Below are 15,653 nucleotides of genomic sequence, written 5' to 3' on the forward strand. Positions count from 1 at the left end.
TCTCTGCCATGCAAGCTGCATTGCCGGAAGCCGGCCGCAGATCAAGCGCTTTCGTCGCCGCCCGTCGTCTTGCCGCGCTTGGCGACGAGCTGCTTGAGCAGGGCCGACTCGCGGGCCCAGCTCAAAGCGGGTTGCGCCGGGTACCCGCCATAGCGCGCGCCGCGCGGAACGTCGCCGGCGACGCCGCTCTGTGCCGCGATCTGCGCGCCCATGCCGATGGTCAGGTGACCGGCAAGACCGACCTGCCCGCCGAGAACGACAAAGTCCTCCAGCGTGCTGGAGCCGGCGATGCCGACCTGCGAAACGATCACGCAATGGCGGCCGATCACGCAGTTATGGCCGATCTGCACCAGGTTATCGATCTTGGTGCCTTCGCCGATCACGGTATCGCGGCTGGCCCCGCGGTCGATGCAGCTATTGGAGCCGATCTCGACATCGTCCTGGATGATGACGCGGCCGACCTGCGGCACCTTCATGTGCCCTTTCGGGCTCATGGCGAAGCCGAAGCCGTCCTGGCCGATGCGCACGCCGGGATGAATGATGACGCGGTTGCCGATCAGCGCGTTTTGCAAAGTGCTGCCGGCACCGATGCTGCAGTCCCGGCCGATCCGGACCTGCGGCCCGATCACGGCCTGGGGGCCGATGATGCTGCCGGCGCCGATTTCAGCACCGGGTCCGATCACGGCACCGGGGTCGACGGTGACATCGGCTTCGAGCCGCGCCGTGGCGTGGACGAAGGCGCCCGGAGCAACGCCGGCCGAGCCGAACATCGAAGCCGGTCGCAGAGCCTGCGGATGGAAGGTGGCGAGCAGCTTGGCGAAAGCGTGGTAAGGCGCCGGCGTCACCAGCGCGACGGTGCCCGCCGGCACGCGATCGGCAAAACGCGGCGAGACGAAGCAGAGCCCGGCCGATGTGCCCGTCAGCGCCGCGACATATTTCGGGTTGTCCATATAGGCGGCGTCGTTGGCGCCGGCCGTCTCGAGCGGAGCCGCGCCTTCGACCCGGCGCGCCGGGTCGGCGCCCTCAGGCAGTGTGAGGCCGCAAAGCGAAGCGACCTCGTTGAAGGACAACGAGGTCGCCACGGGAAAGAAACTGGGATCTGCCATGAGATGGTCCGTCGCAGGGCGCGAGACGCGCCCTGCTGGGGGTCAGAAGCGGGCGCCGCCCGAGAAGCGGAAGGCCTGCAGACGGTCGCCGCCGTACTTGGCGGTGATACCGGTACGCGGATCGGTACCGATCTGACCGTCGTCCTTGGTCAGCGCGTAGGCGTAGTCGAAGCGGATCGGGCCGAGCGGCGACTGCCAGAGCAAGCTGACGCCGATCGACGAGCGGATCACGTTCTTGTCGCGAACGCAGGCCACGTTGGACTGGTAGATCGACGTCGACGCGACATTGAACTGGCGCGCCTCCGAGCCGGCCGGACAGCCCGCGAAGGAGCCATTGGTGATGCTCTTCGAGCCGCCGTCATAGTTGAACAGCGTACCGGCGTCGGCGAAGACCGCGCCCTTCAGGCCAAGGTCCCGCGGCAAGCCGAAGATCGGGAACTGCACTTCGAGCGAACCGCCGAAATAGGTGGTGCCGCCGAGCGCATTCGCCGTCGGATCGTTGAGCACGTCGCGCGGGCCGATACCGGACGGCGCGAAGCCGCGAACCAGCGTCGGTCCAAGGAAGTAGTGGTCGATCATGCGCAGATCGCCGCTTGTTGCCTGGACGTGGCCGCCCTGGACGCGCGCGATACCGACGAAGTCGTCGAGGAACTCCTTGTAGTAGCGCGCATCGGCGCTGACGCGAAGGAACTTCGAATCGCCGCCGAGACCGGCGAACTCGGGCTTCAGCTCGGCCGTGAAGCCGTTGCGCGGGTTCTGGAAGTTGTCGAGCGAGTTGTAATTGAAGTTGAGGCCGACCAGGGAGGTCAAGGTCGTCCCCTGAGCTTCCTTCACAGCGATCGAAGCTTCGCCATTGCTCAAGCAGTTGAAGAAGTTGTTGGCCTGCGCTCCGACGGGCGTGACGCCAGGGATCGGGTAGCTACAGTCGTTATAGGGATGACTGTAGTTGTTCGGGATTTTGATCTCGGTCGTATAGATCGAGTAGCGCGGCGTGATCGAGAACTCTTCCGTGATCGGGAAGGAGAACCGGAGCTGGCCGCCCGTCACACGGCTCTCGAAACGGCCGATATTGTAGTTGTCGTTGAACTTCGAGAACAGGTCGATACCCGCCGCGATCCGACGACCGAGGAAATAAGGCTCGGTGAAGGAGAAATCGATGCCCTGGGTGCGCTGGCCCATCGTGCCGGCGATGCGGACGAACTGGCCGCGCCCGAGGAAGTTCGATTCCGAGAGCGAGATTTCGCCGATGATACCATCGGAAGTCGAGTAGCCGCCGGCGATCGAGAACGAGCCCGTCGCCTTGTCCTCGACGTCGATGTTGACGACGACGCGATCAGGCGCGCTGCCCGGCTCGTTGGTGATCCGGACCTTGTTGAAGAAGCCGAGATTGTTCAGGCGACGCTCGGCGCGGTCGATGAAGACCTTGTTGTAGGCATCGCCTTCGCCGAGATCGAGCTCGCGACGCACGACATAGTCACGCGTACGGGTGTTGCCGCGGACGTTGATCCGCTCGACATAGACGCGCGGACCTTCCTCGACGACGTAGGTGATGCCGATCATCTGACCGTTCGCATCGCGCTCGCCGCGCGGGCGAACCTGCGCGAAGGCATAGCCGCGGCGCGAAACCTCGGTGGTCAGATTGACCAGCGACCGCTCGACCGCCTCGGCGTTGTAGGTGTCGCCGGACGAGGTGCTGACCAGCCGCTCGAGCGCACCGGGATCGATATCGCGCAGGCGGGAATCGACCGAGACATTGCCGACGCGATACTGCGGCCCCTCGTCGACCGTGACGTCGACGATCCAGCCACCCTTGGCGTCGTCGAAGCGCGCATCGTTCGCGACGATGCGGAAATCGGCGTAGCCGTTCTTCAGATAGTAGCGCCGGATCAGCTCGAGATCGGCCGCGATCCGATCGGGATCGTAGACGTCGGAGGTCTTGATGAAGCTGAGGAAGTTGGATTCCGTCGAGCTCATCAGGTTGCGCAGACGCGACGACGAATAGACGCCGTTCCCGGAGAAATTGATCTCCTTGATACCGGTCTTGCCGCTTTCGGCGATGGTGAAGACGACGTCCGAGCGACCGTTCGGCAGCGCCTGAATGCGGCCGGAAATGGTCGCGGAGCCGTAACCCGCGCGACGATAGACCTCCTTCAGACGCTCGACGTCGGCATCGACCAGCGCCTGGCTCAGCGGCCCGTTGGCCTTGGACTGAACCTGGCCAAGCAGGACATCGCTCTTGAGGCGACGGTTACCCTCGAAAGCGACGCGATTGATCGTGTCGTTCTCCTGGACGGAGACAACGGTCTGCGAACCGCGGCGGCTGACCTGAACATTGGAGAAGAGTCCGGTCGACAGGAGATTCTGACGAATCTCCGCCGGGCTCCCGGAACCCTGAGCGGTCACGTAGGAGCGGATCGTCTCCGCATCGACGCGCCTGTTTCCTTGGACAATCACGGCCTGCGCAAACACCACGCCACCGCTAACGGCCAACATAAAGGCCGAAAGTCCGACTGATCGAGAGAGCCGCATTCTCAAGGACCGGCTCTGAAGCGTCGACGTCATCGGGTCGCCTATTCCATTCTTGGGTCACCACCCCGTGAGGGGACCCCCGCAAGCGGCGGGAGCACGGCGACATTGAAGACCAAACGCTTCTACAAAGTTTCCCGCGGGACGCAAACCAGCATTGTCGTTAACAAAGTGTTTTTACGTCGTTCGTTGCCGTCAGGTCACGCGCGGGCCCCGATAGAATCGGGGCTCACGGCCGGAAGCGGCCAGAAAATGCCATAATCCGGCGCGTCAGCGTGGCAGGGATATCACAACCCGAAAAGGTCGGATTCGGCCGGTTCCGTTAACGGACTCCGGTCAGAGCAGCGAGCGGACATGGACGAGGTCGTTCCATGTCACGAACAGCATCAGCATCAGCACCAGGCCGAGCCCGACCCGGAAGCCGATCTCCTGCGCCCGCTCGCTCAGCGGCCGGCCACGCACCGCTTCGATGGCATAGAACATCAGATGCCCGCCATCGAGCATCGGCACCGGGAACAGGTTCATCAGGCCGATCGAGACCGACAGAATCGCGGCGAGGTTGATCAGCGCGAGCAGACCACCGCTCGAGGCGACCATTCCGGAGACCTGAGCGATACGGATCGGCCCGGAGAGCTGGTCCGTCGATTCCTTCCCCTTGATGAGCTTGGCGAGGTAGTCATAGGTCCGCTCGACCACGAACCAGGTTTCGCTCACGCCGAGCTTCAACGATTCGACCAGGCCGAAATGCTGGGTGGTCCAGTCGCTCGGCTTTGACGAGGCCTGCACGCCGATGATGCCGAGACGCTGCTTGCCCAAGGGCGAGGAGGTCTCGACGAGATCCGGCGTCACGGTCAGGACCATGGTCGCTCCGTCCCGCTCGAACGTCACCGGCAGAGGCTCGCTCGGACGGGTCGAGATCTGGCGCTGCAGATCGGAGAAGCTCTTGATCTCGCGATCCTCGACCTTGAGAATCAGGTCGCCCGCCTTCAGGCCCGCCCGCTCGGCCGCGCCCCCCGCCGTGACCATCTCGACGCGCGGCGCCAGCACCGGCTTGCCGAAGCTGTAGGCCGTGACCGCGAAGATCGCGATCGCGAGCAGGAAATTGGCGATCGGCCCAGCGGCGACGATCGCCGCACGCTCGGCGACGGACTGGGCCGGGAAGGAGCGCTCGCGCTCTTCGCGGCTCATATGCGCCACGGCTTCGCCGTCCGGCGTGCTCGAGGCGTCGGCATCTCCGGAGAATTTGACGTAGCCCCCGAGCGGGATCAGCGCGAAGCGCCAGCGCGTGCCATGCTTGTCGTTGAAGCCGAAAAGCTCGCGGCCGAAGCCGATGGAGAAGACCTTGACGTCGACGCCGCACCAGCGCCCGACCAGGAAATGGCCGAGCTCATGGACGAACACGACGATGGTCAGGACGAACAGGAAGGGCACGAGGTAGCCCAGCAGGAAGCTTCCCGCGTGCCAGACCGATCCCAGGATATCCATAAAACTCTCCCGACTTACCGCCACTAGGTGACAGCGAAGCGGCCTTCCGACAAGAGGAGCCGGGTGCGGTTTCTCGCATCTTGGTCAATCGCCAGCGCCGCGGCGACGCTCGCCGGCGCCTCGCGCCCCTGCCCGCTCGGCTGCGCGCAGACGGCTTCGACCAGGGCCGGGATCGCCCAGAACGGGATCTGACGCGCGAGGAAAGCCGCCACGGCGATCTCGTTCGCGGCGTTCAGGATTGCCGGGGCAGCCCCGCCCTCCGCGAGCGCCGCCATAGCCAGACCGAGCGCCGGAAAGCGCGCAAGATCCGGGCGCTCGAAGACGAGCGGCGCGCAGCTCGCGAGGTCGAGGAACCGGTCCTGCGGTGCGTCGAGCCTGCCATCGACACCGAGACAATGCGCCGCGGCGACGCGCATGTCGGGGATGGCCATGCCGGCGCTCACGGAGCCGTCGCGGAAATTGACCAGCCCATGCACGATCTGCTGCGGGTGGACCAGCACGTCGATCTGATCGGCGCCAAGCTGGAACAGGAAGCGGGCCTCGATCAGTTCGAGTCCCTTGTTCATCATGCTGGCGGAATCGATCGTGATCTTGGCGCCCATCGCATAGTTCGGGTGGGCGAGCGCCTGCTCCGGCGTCGCCGCAGCGATCCGCTCGGCGCTCCAGGTCCGGAACGGGCCGCCCGACGCGGTCAGCGTCATCGAGCGGATCGCCGAGACCGGCTCGGTGCCAAGCACCTGGAACAGGGCATTATGCTCGGAATCGAGCGGCAGGATGCGCGCCCCGACCCGGGACGCCTGGGCCATCACGGCCTCGCCGGCGCAGACCAGGCTCTCCTTGTTGGCGAGCGCGACGACGCGCCCGGGCAGGAGCGAGGCGAAGGTGGCCTCCAGGCCGGCGGCGCCGGAGATCGCGCTGACGACGATGTCGCTATCCAGGCTTGCGGCCTCGAGCACGGCGGTGCGCCCGGCACCGTGCGCGATGCCGCTGCCGGCGAGCGCTTCGCGGAGCGCGCCGGCAAGCGTCTCGTCGGCGATCGCAGCAAAGCGCGCCCCGGTTTCGCGCGCCACCTGCGCAACGCCCGACACCTCGCGACCGGCAACGACTGCGGCCACCGCGAGGCGGTCCGGATTCTCGGCGATGACATCGCGGGCGGAACGGCCGACGGAGCCGGTCGCTCCGAGGATGGTGACAAGACGGCGCATGGTACGATCAGTGCCCCAGGCGGGCGAGATAAAGCAGCATGCCCGCGAAGACCAGCACGGCCCAATAGCCGTCGAGCCGGTCGAGGAAACCGCCATGGCCGGGGATCAGGCGGCTGGAATCCTTGGTGCCGAAGCGGCGCTTGATGGCCGATTCAAACAGATCCCCGGCCTGGCTGAAGACCGAGGCCGCGAGCGAGATTGCGAACACCATAGCAAGGCCGAGCCCCGTCGCCACCGGCGACAGGTACCAGACCGCCAGCCCCCCTGCCGTACCGGCCGCAGCGCCGCCGAGGGCACCCGACCAGGTCTTCTTTGGACTGACGCTCGGCATCAGCTTCGGGCCACCCAGGGCACGGCCAGTGAAATAGGCGGCGATATCGGTGAACCAGACCACGGCGAAGGTCCAGACGATCAGGAACAGCCCGATCTCCGGTACCTGGCGCAACGCGGGCGTGACAAGGGCAAAGCAAAGCGCATAGGCGACGCCGCAGGCCTCGAGTATGCGGCGATCATCGACCTGCGTGGTCACGACCGCGCCGACCAGGGCCAGTACCGCCGCGGAGCCTGCCAGCGCCGGGTCGCTCACCGGCGCAAAGCCCAGCGCGAATCCGGCGAGGGCGACACCGATCCCACCAGCGATCGCGTTGCGCGCACTGATGATGGCGAGCCATTCATAGGCAACGAGGCCAGCCACCAGCACCCAGACAAAACGGAATGCAGGACCGCCGAGCAGCGTAACCGCCAGAATCACGGCAGCCATCACCAGCGCGGACAGGACGCGCAGACGCAGTTCGGAAGCGCCGGCCTTCACAGCGTCGCCGGAAGGCTCATTCACGCGACCCCCACATTGCAGGCGGCAGGCTGGTTGACGCCGCCGAAGCGACGCTCGCGGCGGTGGAACTCCGCCACCGCATCCTCGAGTGCCTTGCGGTCGAAGTCGGGCCAGAGCACGGGCGTGAAGACGAATTCGGCGTAGGCGGCCTGCCAGAGCAGGAAGTTGGAGATGCGGGTCTCGCCGGAGGTCCGGATCACCAGATCGGGCTCCGGCAGGTCTCCGGTGTCGAGCCGGGAGGTCAGCATGTCCTCGTCGATCGCCTCCGGGCTCAGCCGGCCGGCTGCAACGTCGGCAGCCAGCGCACGGGTGACCCGCACGAGCTCGTCGCGGGAGCCGTAATTGAAGGCCACGACCAGGGTAAGGCCGCGATTGCCGGCGGTCATGCTCTCGGCGCGCTCGATCAGCTGGCGCAGATCCGGCGCGAGATCCCGGCTGCCGATGATGCGGACGCGGACGCCAGCCTCATGCAACTCGGCGAGGTCGTTTTCGACAAAGCGGCGGAGCAGGCCGAGCAGGAAGGACACCTCAGCCTTCGGCCTGCGCCAGTTCTCGGTCGAGAAGGAATAGAGCGTCAGGACGCGAATGCCGAGCTCGCCGGCATTGCGGACCGCGCGGCGCAGGGACTCGAGCCCGCGGCGATGGCCTTCCTGCCGCGGCAGGCCGCGCATCTGCGCCCAGCGGCCATTGCCGTCCATGATGATCGCGACATGGGTCGGGGCCGATTGGATGCCGGGCGATACCGGGCGCGGGCCGTCTGACATTCCTATGCCTCTTCGGGCCGAGCCCGTCCGTCGATGATTGCAGGTCCGTGCCGCGGCTCAGACGTGCAGGATTTCCTTTTCCTTCGACGCCAGCGCCTGATCGATCTCGCCGATGTGCTTGTCGGTCGCCTTCTGGACCTGGTCCGACTGCTTGGCGACGTCGTCCTTGGGCAGGTGACCGTCCTTCTCGAGCTTCTTGATCAGGTCGATGCCGTCGCGGCGGACATGGCGGACCGCGATCTTCGCCTCTTCGGCGTATTTGTGCGCGACCTTGACCATCTCCTTGCGGCGCTGCTCGTTCAGCTCGGGGATGCGGATGCGCAGCACCTGGCCTTCCGTCTGCGGGTTGAGGCCGAGATCGGATTCGCGGATCGCCTTCTCGACCGCCTGGACCATGCTGCGATCCCAGACCTGGACCGAAAGCAGGCGCGCCTCGGGGACGCTGACGGTGGCAAGCTGGGTCAGGGGCGTGCGCGCGCCATAGGCCTCGACCGTGATCGGATCGAGCACATTGGCCGAGGCGCGGCCGGTGCGCAGCGAGGCGAGATCGCTCTTGAACGACTGGACGGCGCCGTCCATGCGGCGGTTCAGGTCGGCGAGATCGAAAGTGGTTTGGGCCATCGTCTTCAAAACCTTGTCGAAACCCGGCAGAGGACCGAACCGGAAATGCGCGCGACCATGGCGAGCGGCTCGCGCAGGGTCAAGGATTTCATGCCTCGGTGGCACTTTGCCGGAGCAAGCTGGATATCAGCCTCCCGGTAGCGCGTACTGCACCTGCCCGGAAAGCCTTGCGGCGGCGACCATGCCGCCCTTTGCTTCATAGCCGATCTGGAAGGCAGCGCCAGCCCATCGGCCTTCCATTCTGAACAACCGAGGAGCAAGCCAGTGCCCCGCCTCAACCGCATCATCGAGACCGCGCTCTATGTCGACGACCTCGAGCGCGCCCGCGACTTCTACGAAGTCAAGCTCGGCCTGCCCCCCATGCTCAAGACCGGGACGCTGTTCGCCTACGATGTCGGCGGCGCCAGCGTGCTGCTGCTGTTCCTGCGTGGCCAGTCGCTCAGGACGCAAATGTCCGCCGGTGGCAGCATACCGCCGCATGACGGCTCCGGCCCGCTTCACATCTGCTTTGCCGTCGATCTCGACGAACTCGCCCTCTGGGACGAGAGGCTGCAGCAGCAGGGCATTGCGATCGAGGGCCGGATGAGCTGGGACCGCGGTGGCAGGAGCCTCTACTTCCGCGATCCCGACGGCCACATGCTCGAACTGGCGACGCCCGGCCTGTGGCCAAATTACTGAGCCGGCGCGCTCGGCCCTGAGCTCCGCTCAGGGCGTGACGTAGGTCGCCCTGCCCTCGCCGCGCAGCACGGCCGCGAGCATGCCGGGCTCGGCGATCGAGAAGACGACGATGGTCAGGCCGGCATCGCGCGCCAGGGCGAAGGCGGCGGTGTCCATCACCTTGAGGTCGCGGGTGATCGCCTCGACATGGGTCAGCCGATCGAAGCGCACCGCATCCGGATCCTTCTTCGGATCGGCGGTGTAGACGCCGTCGACCTGCGTCGCCTTGAGCAGATGGCTGCAGTCGAGCTCGGCGGCGCGGAGCGCGGCGCCGGTGTCGGTGGTGAAATAGGGATTGCCGGTACCGCCGCCGAGGATCACCACCTTGCCATTGCTGAGATGGTCGAGCGCCCGCTTGCGGGCATAGCTCTCGCACAGCGAGGGCATCGGCACCGCCGACATGGCGCGGGCCGGAGCGCCGGCCGTCTCGATCGCATGTTCGAGCGCGAGCGCGTTCATCACCGTGCCGAGCATGCCGATCGAGTCGGCGCTGGTGCGGTCGAGGCCCTTGTTCAGCCCCTGGACGCCACGGAAGAAATTGCCGCCGCCGACGACGATGCCGATCTCGACACCCTCGCGCGCCGCAGCCGAGATATCCGCCGCTAGCGCCGTCAGCGTCGCGCCGTCGAGGCCGTTTCCGCTCGCTCCCGCCAGGGCTTCGCCCGAGAGCTTCACAAGCACGCGTTTGGGTCTCATCGGGGCTCTCCGTTTCGTGCCGCCACTCTCGGATTGGGAGCGATGTCAGCTTCTTGCAAAAAAGGCCGCGCGATGCGCGGCCTTTCTGGTCTCTATCAACCGGCTTTTCAGCCAGCGGTCCCGCCGGCCGCGGCGACCTCGGCCGCGAAGTCCTGCTCTTCCTTCTCGATGCCTTCGCCAAGCGCGAAGCGCGCGAAGCCGGTGATCTTGATCGGACCACCGACCTTGCCCTCAGCCTCCTTCAGCACCTGCGAGACCGACTTGGAGCCGTCATGGATGTAGGTCTGCTCGAGCAGGCAGTACTCCTTGGCGTAGCTCTTCATGCCGCTCTCGACGATCTTGGCGAGGACATGCTCGGGCTTGCCGGCGTTCTTCTCGGCCAGGATGCCCTTCTCGCGCTCCAGCACGGCCGGATCGACCGAAGCCAGATCGAGCGCGACAGGGTTGCTGGCGGCGATATGCATGGCGACCTGGCGGCCGATCGTGGCGAGTTCCTCGCCCTGGCCGGACGTTTCCAGGCCGACGATGACGCCGATCTTGCCGAGACCGTCGGTGACGGCACCATGGACATAGGAGCCGATGACGCCGGCCGAGACCGAGACCTGCGCGACACGGCGCAGCGTCATGTTCTCGCCGATCGTGGCGATGGCGTTGGCGATCGCGTCGGCAACCGTGCCGCCGCCCGGATAGTGATGGGCGGCCAGCGCCTCGACATCACCGCCCCGCTCGAGCGAGACATCGGCGATGGTGCGGGCCAGCGCCTGGAACTCCAGGTTGCGGGCGACGAAGTCGGTCTCGGAGTTGACCTCGACCACGACGCCGCTGTTGCCGCGCACGGCGACGGCGACGAGGCCCTCGGCGGCGACGCGGCCGGCCTTCTTGGCGGCCTTCGACAGGCCCTTGGCACGCAGCCAGTCAACGGCGGCTTCCATATTGCCGTCGGTGGCCGACAGGGCGGCCTTGCAGTCCATCATGCCCGCGCCGGTCTTGTCGCGGAGTTCCTTCACCATGCCGGCGGTGATCGCAGCCATTTGCGTCGTCCTTGCTCTCTTGGCGGCGCCGCCCGATGGCGTGCCGCAATCCTGGTCGTGGTTCCGATCGGCAAACGCCGACGCTCCGTTTCCGGCCGTCGGCGCTGCTTCGGCTTTAGTCAGTATCGAAGTGCGACGCGCCGATGACGCGCCGCAATCCTGGAAAATCAGGCGTCGGCGAGATCGCGGGCCTGGGCCACCCAGCCCTGGCTCTCGATGCGGCCGGCCAGCTTCAGGTCATGATCGACCTTGCTGACATCCGCCGGGCTCATGGCAGCGAGCTGCCAGAAGTGGAAGATGCCGCCGTCATTGAGCTTCTGCACGATCTCCGGGCCCATGCCCGAGAGCTTCATGAAGTCGTCCGGGGCGCCGCGCGGGGCGGTCAGCAGCTCGAAGGCGGCGGCCGCATCGGCGGCCGGCTCGGCCAGAGCGGTCTCGACGAGCGGGGCCTCGGCGGCGCCGAGGTCGATGCCGTGATCGCCCGAGGCGCGCGAGATGCCGTCAATGGCCGAACGGGCGATCAGGTCGCAATAGAGCTGGATGGCGCGGCCGGCGTCGTCATTGGCCGGGACCGGGAAGGTGATGCCGTCCGGATCCGAGTTCGAATCGACGATGGCGGCGACCGGGATGCCGAGGCGCTGAGCCTCCTTGATCGCCAGCTGCTCCTTGTTGGTGTCGATCACGAAGATCATGTCGGGCGTGCCGCCCATGTCCTTGATGCCGCCGAGCGCCTTCTCGAGCTTGTCGCGCTCGCGCGCCAGCATCAGGCGTTCCTTCTTGGTCAGGCCGGTGCTGGCGCCGTTCAGCAGCTCGTCGACCTTGCGCAGGCGCTGGATCGAAGCCGAGATGGTCTTCCAGTTGGTCAGCATGCCGCCGAGCCAGCGGGAGTTGACATAGTACTGGGCCGAACGCTTGGCGGCGTCGGCGATGGCATCCTGCGCCTGGCGCTTGGTGCCGACGAAGAGCACGCGACCGCCACGGGCGACGGTGTCGCTGACCGCCTGCAGGGCGCGCGACAGCATCGGCACCGACTGCGACAGGTCGAGAATGTGGATGTTGTTGCGGGTCCCGTAGATGTACGGCGACATCTTCGGGTTCCAGCGATGGGCCTGGTGGCCGAAGTGGGCACCGGCCTCGAGGAGCTGGCGCATGGAGAAATCAGGCAGAGCCATCGTATTCTTGTCCTTCCGGTTGAGCCTCTGGGGAGCGAAATGAGCCGGGCATCGACTGGCCGGTCACCGGAACGCCTCGGTATCGAGGTGATGCTCCCCATGTGGAATGGCCTGCGCCTTACAGGGCGCGCGGCGAAAATGCAAGGCGGAACCCCGCGGTGAGACAGCATTGCCGGGCGGCCGATACGGGCCGCGCCGGCGGAGGCGAGCGATCAACGCCGCCGCGCATGCTCGATCAATACCTTGGAATAGCCGAGCATGCCCTTGAGAATACGTCACGATCTCGAGCAGACAGCGCCTCTGCCCTGATCGGCGTCATTTCGGCAGCGAGGCGCCGGCCTGCTTCACGACATCGCCGATCTGCTTGCAGTAGCTCGCCGCCGAGCCGCCCTGCGCCTTCGCTATCGTCTCGATGTCCTGGGTGACGCCCATCATCGAGATCGTCCCCTTGCGGCCGGCTTCCTCGGCCGTATCGCCGGCGCTCTTGTCGGCGGGCACTGGAATCAGGCCGAGCATCTTGCGCTGGATCTCGACGACGTCGGCACCGGCATGGCCCTTCTCCGCGCAATAGGCGAGAATGCCGAGCTGATTGCGCCCCGCCTGATAGGCGATGGCCATCTGATCGGCAGGAGCTTGAGCCATAGCGCCAGGGCCGAAGCCCAGGATGGAGACCGCAGCGGCAGCGCAAAGAGACTTCAAGGAAAATGTCATGGGGATCTTCCGTTTCCGATCATGGCATCTGTCGATGCGGTGGCGCCCCCCGGCCGTGTCCGAGCTAGCGTTGCGTCAGGCCGAAGACAAGCGCATGACGATCATGAGCGAACACTGATTGACAGGATCGTCGCCGGCGGCGCCAGCAGAACGCGCTGGCCGCTTCCCGAACGGGAGACGCGCCGTGAACCAACGATTCACGGGATGCTGCTAGGCGTTTCGCTACGACAGAATCGACTTGGCGGCTGCGTGGATCTCGACCTGAGGACAATCTATCTGGCAGGCGCGATCACCTGCACGCTGCTCGGGCTCGTGCAGCTGCTCGCGTTCGCCACGGGTCGATTCGAGCGCTGGCCGCTGTGGTGGGGGTTGAGCAACCTGCTGATCGGGATCGGCACGATCGGGGTCGCCCTGCGCGGCTCGATCCCGGACCTGATCTCGATACCGCTCGCCAATCTCGTGAGCTGGACCGGCTATCTGCTCACGCTCTACAGCGTCAGGACCTTCGCCGGGCGTCCGGCCCGCCTGCCGATCTACCTCGCCGCCATCGCCATCGCCGGCATTCTGCTGCTGCTCTGGAACGAGCCCGAAGGCTTCACAAACCGCGTCGTGCTGATGTCCGTGCTGGCGAGCGGCTGCGACATCGCCGTGGTCCGCGAGGGGCTCAACCTGTTGCGGCGCGAGCGTCTGGTCTCGGGCGCGATCCTGATCGGCCTGTTCGCGCCGACCGCCGCGACCTTCGCCTTCAACGCCTACCTCGCCGCCTCCAGCCAGATCGGCCCCGAGCTCTTCACACCGAACGAGGCACAGCCCTGGCTGGCGGTCACCGGCACCGCCTTCCTGCTGCTGCGCGGTTGCGCACTGCTGCTGCTCGCCACCGAGCGCCATCGCAACGCGCTCGTCTCGCTCGCTCAGCAGGATGCGCTGACGGGAGCTCTGAACCGCAGCGGATTGGAGCGCTCGATCGAGGAACTGACGGCCGAAGCTGTGCGGCGCCCGCGCAGGCTCGCCGTCCTGCTCATCGATATCGATCATTTCAAGCGGCTCAACGACACCCATGGCCACGCTGCCGGCGACAAGATCCTGCTGATCTTCGCCGATGCGGCGCGCAGCGAGCTGCGCGCGAGCGATATCCTGGCGCGGCAAGGCGGCGACGAGTTCGTCGTCGTGCTCCCGCATCTGACGGCGGCGGAGGCGATCGGCGTCGCCAACCGGATTCGCGCCGCCTTCGGGCGGGCCCTGGCGGCCTGGGGCGAGACTAAGGTGAAGCCGACGCTCAGCATCGGCGTCGCCGAGGGGAACGTCGCCGACAATCGCCTGGAAGCGCTGCTGCAGCAGGCCGATGAAGCGCTCTATCGCTCGAAGCGCCTCGGCCGCGACCGGGCCGAGCTGCACCCGGCCGCCGCGCTCTACTGAAGCACGATGCTGGTCTAGCCAGCGAACTCCGCCATGCTCACGCGCCGGACGCCGAGCGCGTTCATTTCGGCCCAGGCCCGATCAAGCGAACCGTCGAGATCGATCGCCCGGCAGGCCTCCTCGACGACGAGCACCTGGAAGCCGCCCCGGACCGCATCCTGCGCCGTCCAGTTGACGCAGAAATCCGTGGCGAGCCCGGCTATGACGATGCGCCCGACACCGCGCTCGCGCAGATAGCCGGCGAGCCCCGTCGGCGTGCGGCCATCGGCCTCGACGAAGCCGGAATAGCTGTCGACACCGCGATGGAAGCCCTTGCGGATGACGGCCTGTGCCATGCTGAGTTCGATTGCCGGATGGAAATCGGCACCGGCCTGTCCCTGGACGCAATGGTCCGGCCAGAGCACCTGCGGGCCATAGGGCATCTCGATGACCTCGAAGGGCGCGCGCCCCGGGTGGCTCGAGGCAAAGGAGGCGTGACCGGCAGGGTGCCAGTCCTGCGTGAGCACGACCGTGGAGAAGTTTCTGCCGAGCGCGTTGACGAGCGGAACGACCTCCTCGCCTCCCGGCACGGCGAGGCTGCCGCCGCTGCAGAAATCGTTCTGGAGATCGACGGCGATCAGTGCCGTCCCGGCGTCGATCATCGCGTGGCCGATCTGGTCATCCGGGTGATCCCCCTGCGGGCCGCGAACATGCGGCCATAGACGTCGCCGGCGAGATCGGGGCGGTAGCAGCGCTGCTCGAGCAGCGGGTCCCAGATATGCTCCACCGTATCGATCAGCTCGAAATCAGCGGCGAGCCGGGCCTCGAGCTGCAGCCGGTTCTTGCGGTTCTGATATTCCAGCAGGACGAGCGAGGTCTGCGAGAGGTCGATGTGGTCGAGCACGTCGCCCTCGCCGCCCTCGATGTCGATCTTGACGATATCGGCCGAGGGCAGACTCGCCGGATCGACCACCGCGACCTCGTAGCGCTCGACCATGGCGCCGTCGATGAAGGTGTCGCCGGCATAGGAGGCCAGACCCGATTCCCCGTCGCCGGCGAAACGGCTGACGAAGCTCGCCGCCTTCTGGCCGCCGGGGAACAGCGCCGCATTCACCGCCCGGATGTCGCGGCGCCGATCGGTGTTGCGCTTGAGCAGCTCGAAGGTGCCGGGATGCGGCTCATAGGAGGTGACGACGCTGCCCGGCCAGCGCGCCGTCGCCCAGAGCGCGAAGGAGCCGACATTCGCACCGATGTCCAGGATGTCGAGCCCGACGCCGTCGAACCCGGCCTCGTACTCGCCCTCGAGCACGTCCTTGATCGCCCAATGCATGGCGTCCGGCACGGCAAGGCTCATCGGAATGCGCGCGACATACTGCTTCATCAGGTCCCCCC

The 15,653-nt window shown here is 66.5% G+C and carries 16 protein-coding genes; 3 read left to right on the forward strand and 13 right to left on the reverse strand.

Going from position 1 to position 15,653, the window contains the following annotated elements; all coding sequences use genetic code 11:
• Positions 1-41: 41 nt before the first annotated feature.
• The 7 genes from lpxD to frr form a co-directional block, all read right to left on the reverse strand.
• Entirely contained in the window at positions 42-1,106 is a 1,065-nt protein-coding gene (gene lpxD / locus AC1REK_RS11455; protein WP_492267943.1) for a UDP-3-O-(3-hydroxymyristoyl)glucosamine N-acyltransferase, read from the reverse strand.
• 42 nt (positions 1,107-1,148) lie between these two features.
• Entirely contained in the window at positions 1,149-3,668 is a 2,520-nt protein-coding gene (gene bamA, locus AC1REK_RS11460) for an outer membrane protein assembly factor BamA (protein WP_390893234.1), read from the reverse strand.
• A 300-nt stretch (positions 3,669-3,968) separates the two neighbouring features.
• Complete coding sequence (gene rseP, locus AC1REK_RS11465; RefSeq protein WP_316017188.1) at positions 3,969-5,117, reverse strand: RIP metalloprotease RseP; 1,149 nt, start codon at positions 5,115-5,117, stop codon at positions 3,969-3,971.
• A gap of 23 nt (positions 5,118-5,140) precedes the next feature.
• Positions 5,141-6,322: a 1-deoxy-D-xylulose-5-phosphate reductoisomerase gene (dxr, locus tag AC1REK_RS11470; protein WP_492267942.1), complete on the reverse strand. Its 1,182-nt coding sequence runs from the start codon at positions 6,320-6,322 to the stop codon at positions 5,141-5,143.
• A gap of 7 nt (positions 6,323-6,329) precedes the next feature.
• Entirely contained in the window at positions 6,330-7,133 is an 804-nt protein-coding gene (locus AC1REK_RS11475) for a phosphatidate cytidylyltransferase (protein ID WP_492267941.1), read from the reverse strand.
• A 20-nt stretch (positions 7,134-7,153) separates the two neighbouring features.
• Positions 7,154-7,918 carry an isoprenyl transferase gene (locus AC1REK_RS11480; protein ID WP_316017191.1) on the reverse strand — a complete coding sequence of 255 codons (765 nt, stop codon included), beginning with the start codon at positions 7,916-7,918 and terminating at the stop codon, positions 7,154-7,156.
• 57 nt (positions 7,919-7,975) lie between these two features.
• A complete protein-coding gene (gene frr / locus AC1REK_RS11485) occupies positions 7,976-8,539 on the reverse strand; it encodes a ribosome recycling factor (protein ID WP_316017192.1) in 564 nt (187 codons plus the stop codon).
• Between the two features lie 264 nt (positions 8,540-8,803).
• Here frr and AC1REK_RS11490 point away from each other — a divergent pair, with 264 nt between their 5' ends.
• Positions 8,804-9,217, forward strand: coding sequence for a VOC family protein (locus AC1REK_RS11490; protein ID WP_316017193.1), 414 nt, complete (start codon positions 8,804-8,806; stop codon positions 9,215-9,217).
• Between the two features lie 27 nt (positions 9,218-9,244).
• On the opposite strand, the gene pyrH is transcribed toward AC1REK_RS11490, so the two are convergent.
• The 4 genes from pyrH to AC1REK_RS11510 all read right to left on the reverse strand — a co-directional run bounded on the left by pyrH (position 9,245) and on the right by AC1REK_RS11510 (position 12,797).
• Complete coding sequence (gene pyrH, locus AC1REK_RS11495) at positions 9,245-9,952, reverse strand: UMP kinase (RefSeq protein WP_316017194.1); 708 nt, start codon at positions 9,950-9,952, stop codon at positions 9,245-9,247.
• A gap of 107 nt (positions 9,953-10,059) precedes the next feature.
• Positions 10,060-10,983 (reverse strand): translation elongation factor Ts, encoded by a 924-nt coding sequence (gene tsf, locus AC1REK_RS11500; RefSeq protein ID WP_316017195.1) that lies wholly within the window; start codon positions 10,981-10,983, stop codon positions 10,060-10,062.
• A gap of 167 nt (positions 10,984-11,150) precedes the next feature.
• The gene (locus AC1REK_RS11505; protein WP_316017196.1) at positions 11,151-12,155 is read right to left on the reverse strand and encodes a 30S ribosomal protein S2; all 1,005 of its coding nucleotides are present in this window, start codon (positions 12,153-12,155) and stop codon (positions 11,151-11,153) included.
• 315 nt (positions 12,156-12,470) lie between these two features.
• Entirely contained in the window at positions 12,471-12,797 is a 327-nt protein-coding gene (locus AC1REK_RS11510) for a pore-forming ESAT-6 family protein (protein ID WP_316017281.1), read from the reverse strand.
• Between the two features lie 22 nt (positions 12,798-12,819).
• On the opposite strand from AC1REK_RS11510, the gene AC1REK_RS11515 reads away from it, so the two are divergent.
• Positions 12,820-12,984: a hypothetical protein gene (locus AC1REK_RS11515; RefSeq protein WP_492267940.1), complete on the forward strand. Its 165-nt coding sequence runs from the start codon at positions 12,820-12,822 to the stop codon at positions 12,982-12,984.
• A gap of 131 nt (positions 12,985-13,115) precedes the next feature.
• Entirely contained in the window at positions 13,116-14,282 is a 1,167-nt protein-coding gene (locus tag AC1REK_RS11520; protein WP_492267939.1) for a GGDEF domain-containing protein, read from the forward strand.
• Positions 14,283-14,296: 14 nt separating this feature from the next.
• Here AC1REK_RS11520 and pncA read toward each other — a convergent pair whose 3' ends face one another.
• Positions 14,297-14,923, reverse strand: coding sequence for a bifunctional nicotinamidase/pyrazinamidase (pncA, locus tag AC1REK_RS11525; protein ID WP_492267938.1), 627 nt, complete (start codon positions 14,921-14,923; stop codon positions 14,297-14,299).
• Positions 14,920-15,642 carry an FkbM family methyltransferase gene (locus AC1REK_RS11530; RefSeq protein WP_492267937.1) on the reverse strand — a complete coding sequence of 241 codons (723 nt, stop codon included), beginning with the start codon at positions 15,640-15,642 and terminating at the stop codon, positions 14,920-14,922. The genes pncA and AC1REK_RS11530 overlap by 4 nt, the downstream gene beginning before the upstream one ends.
• Positions 15,643-15,653 lie beyond the last annotated feature (11 nt).

This window comes from Allobosea sp. GW823-FHT02B03 (assembly GCF_058797755.1).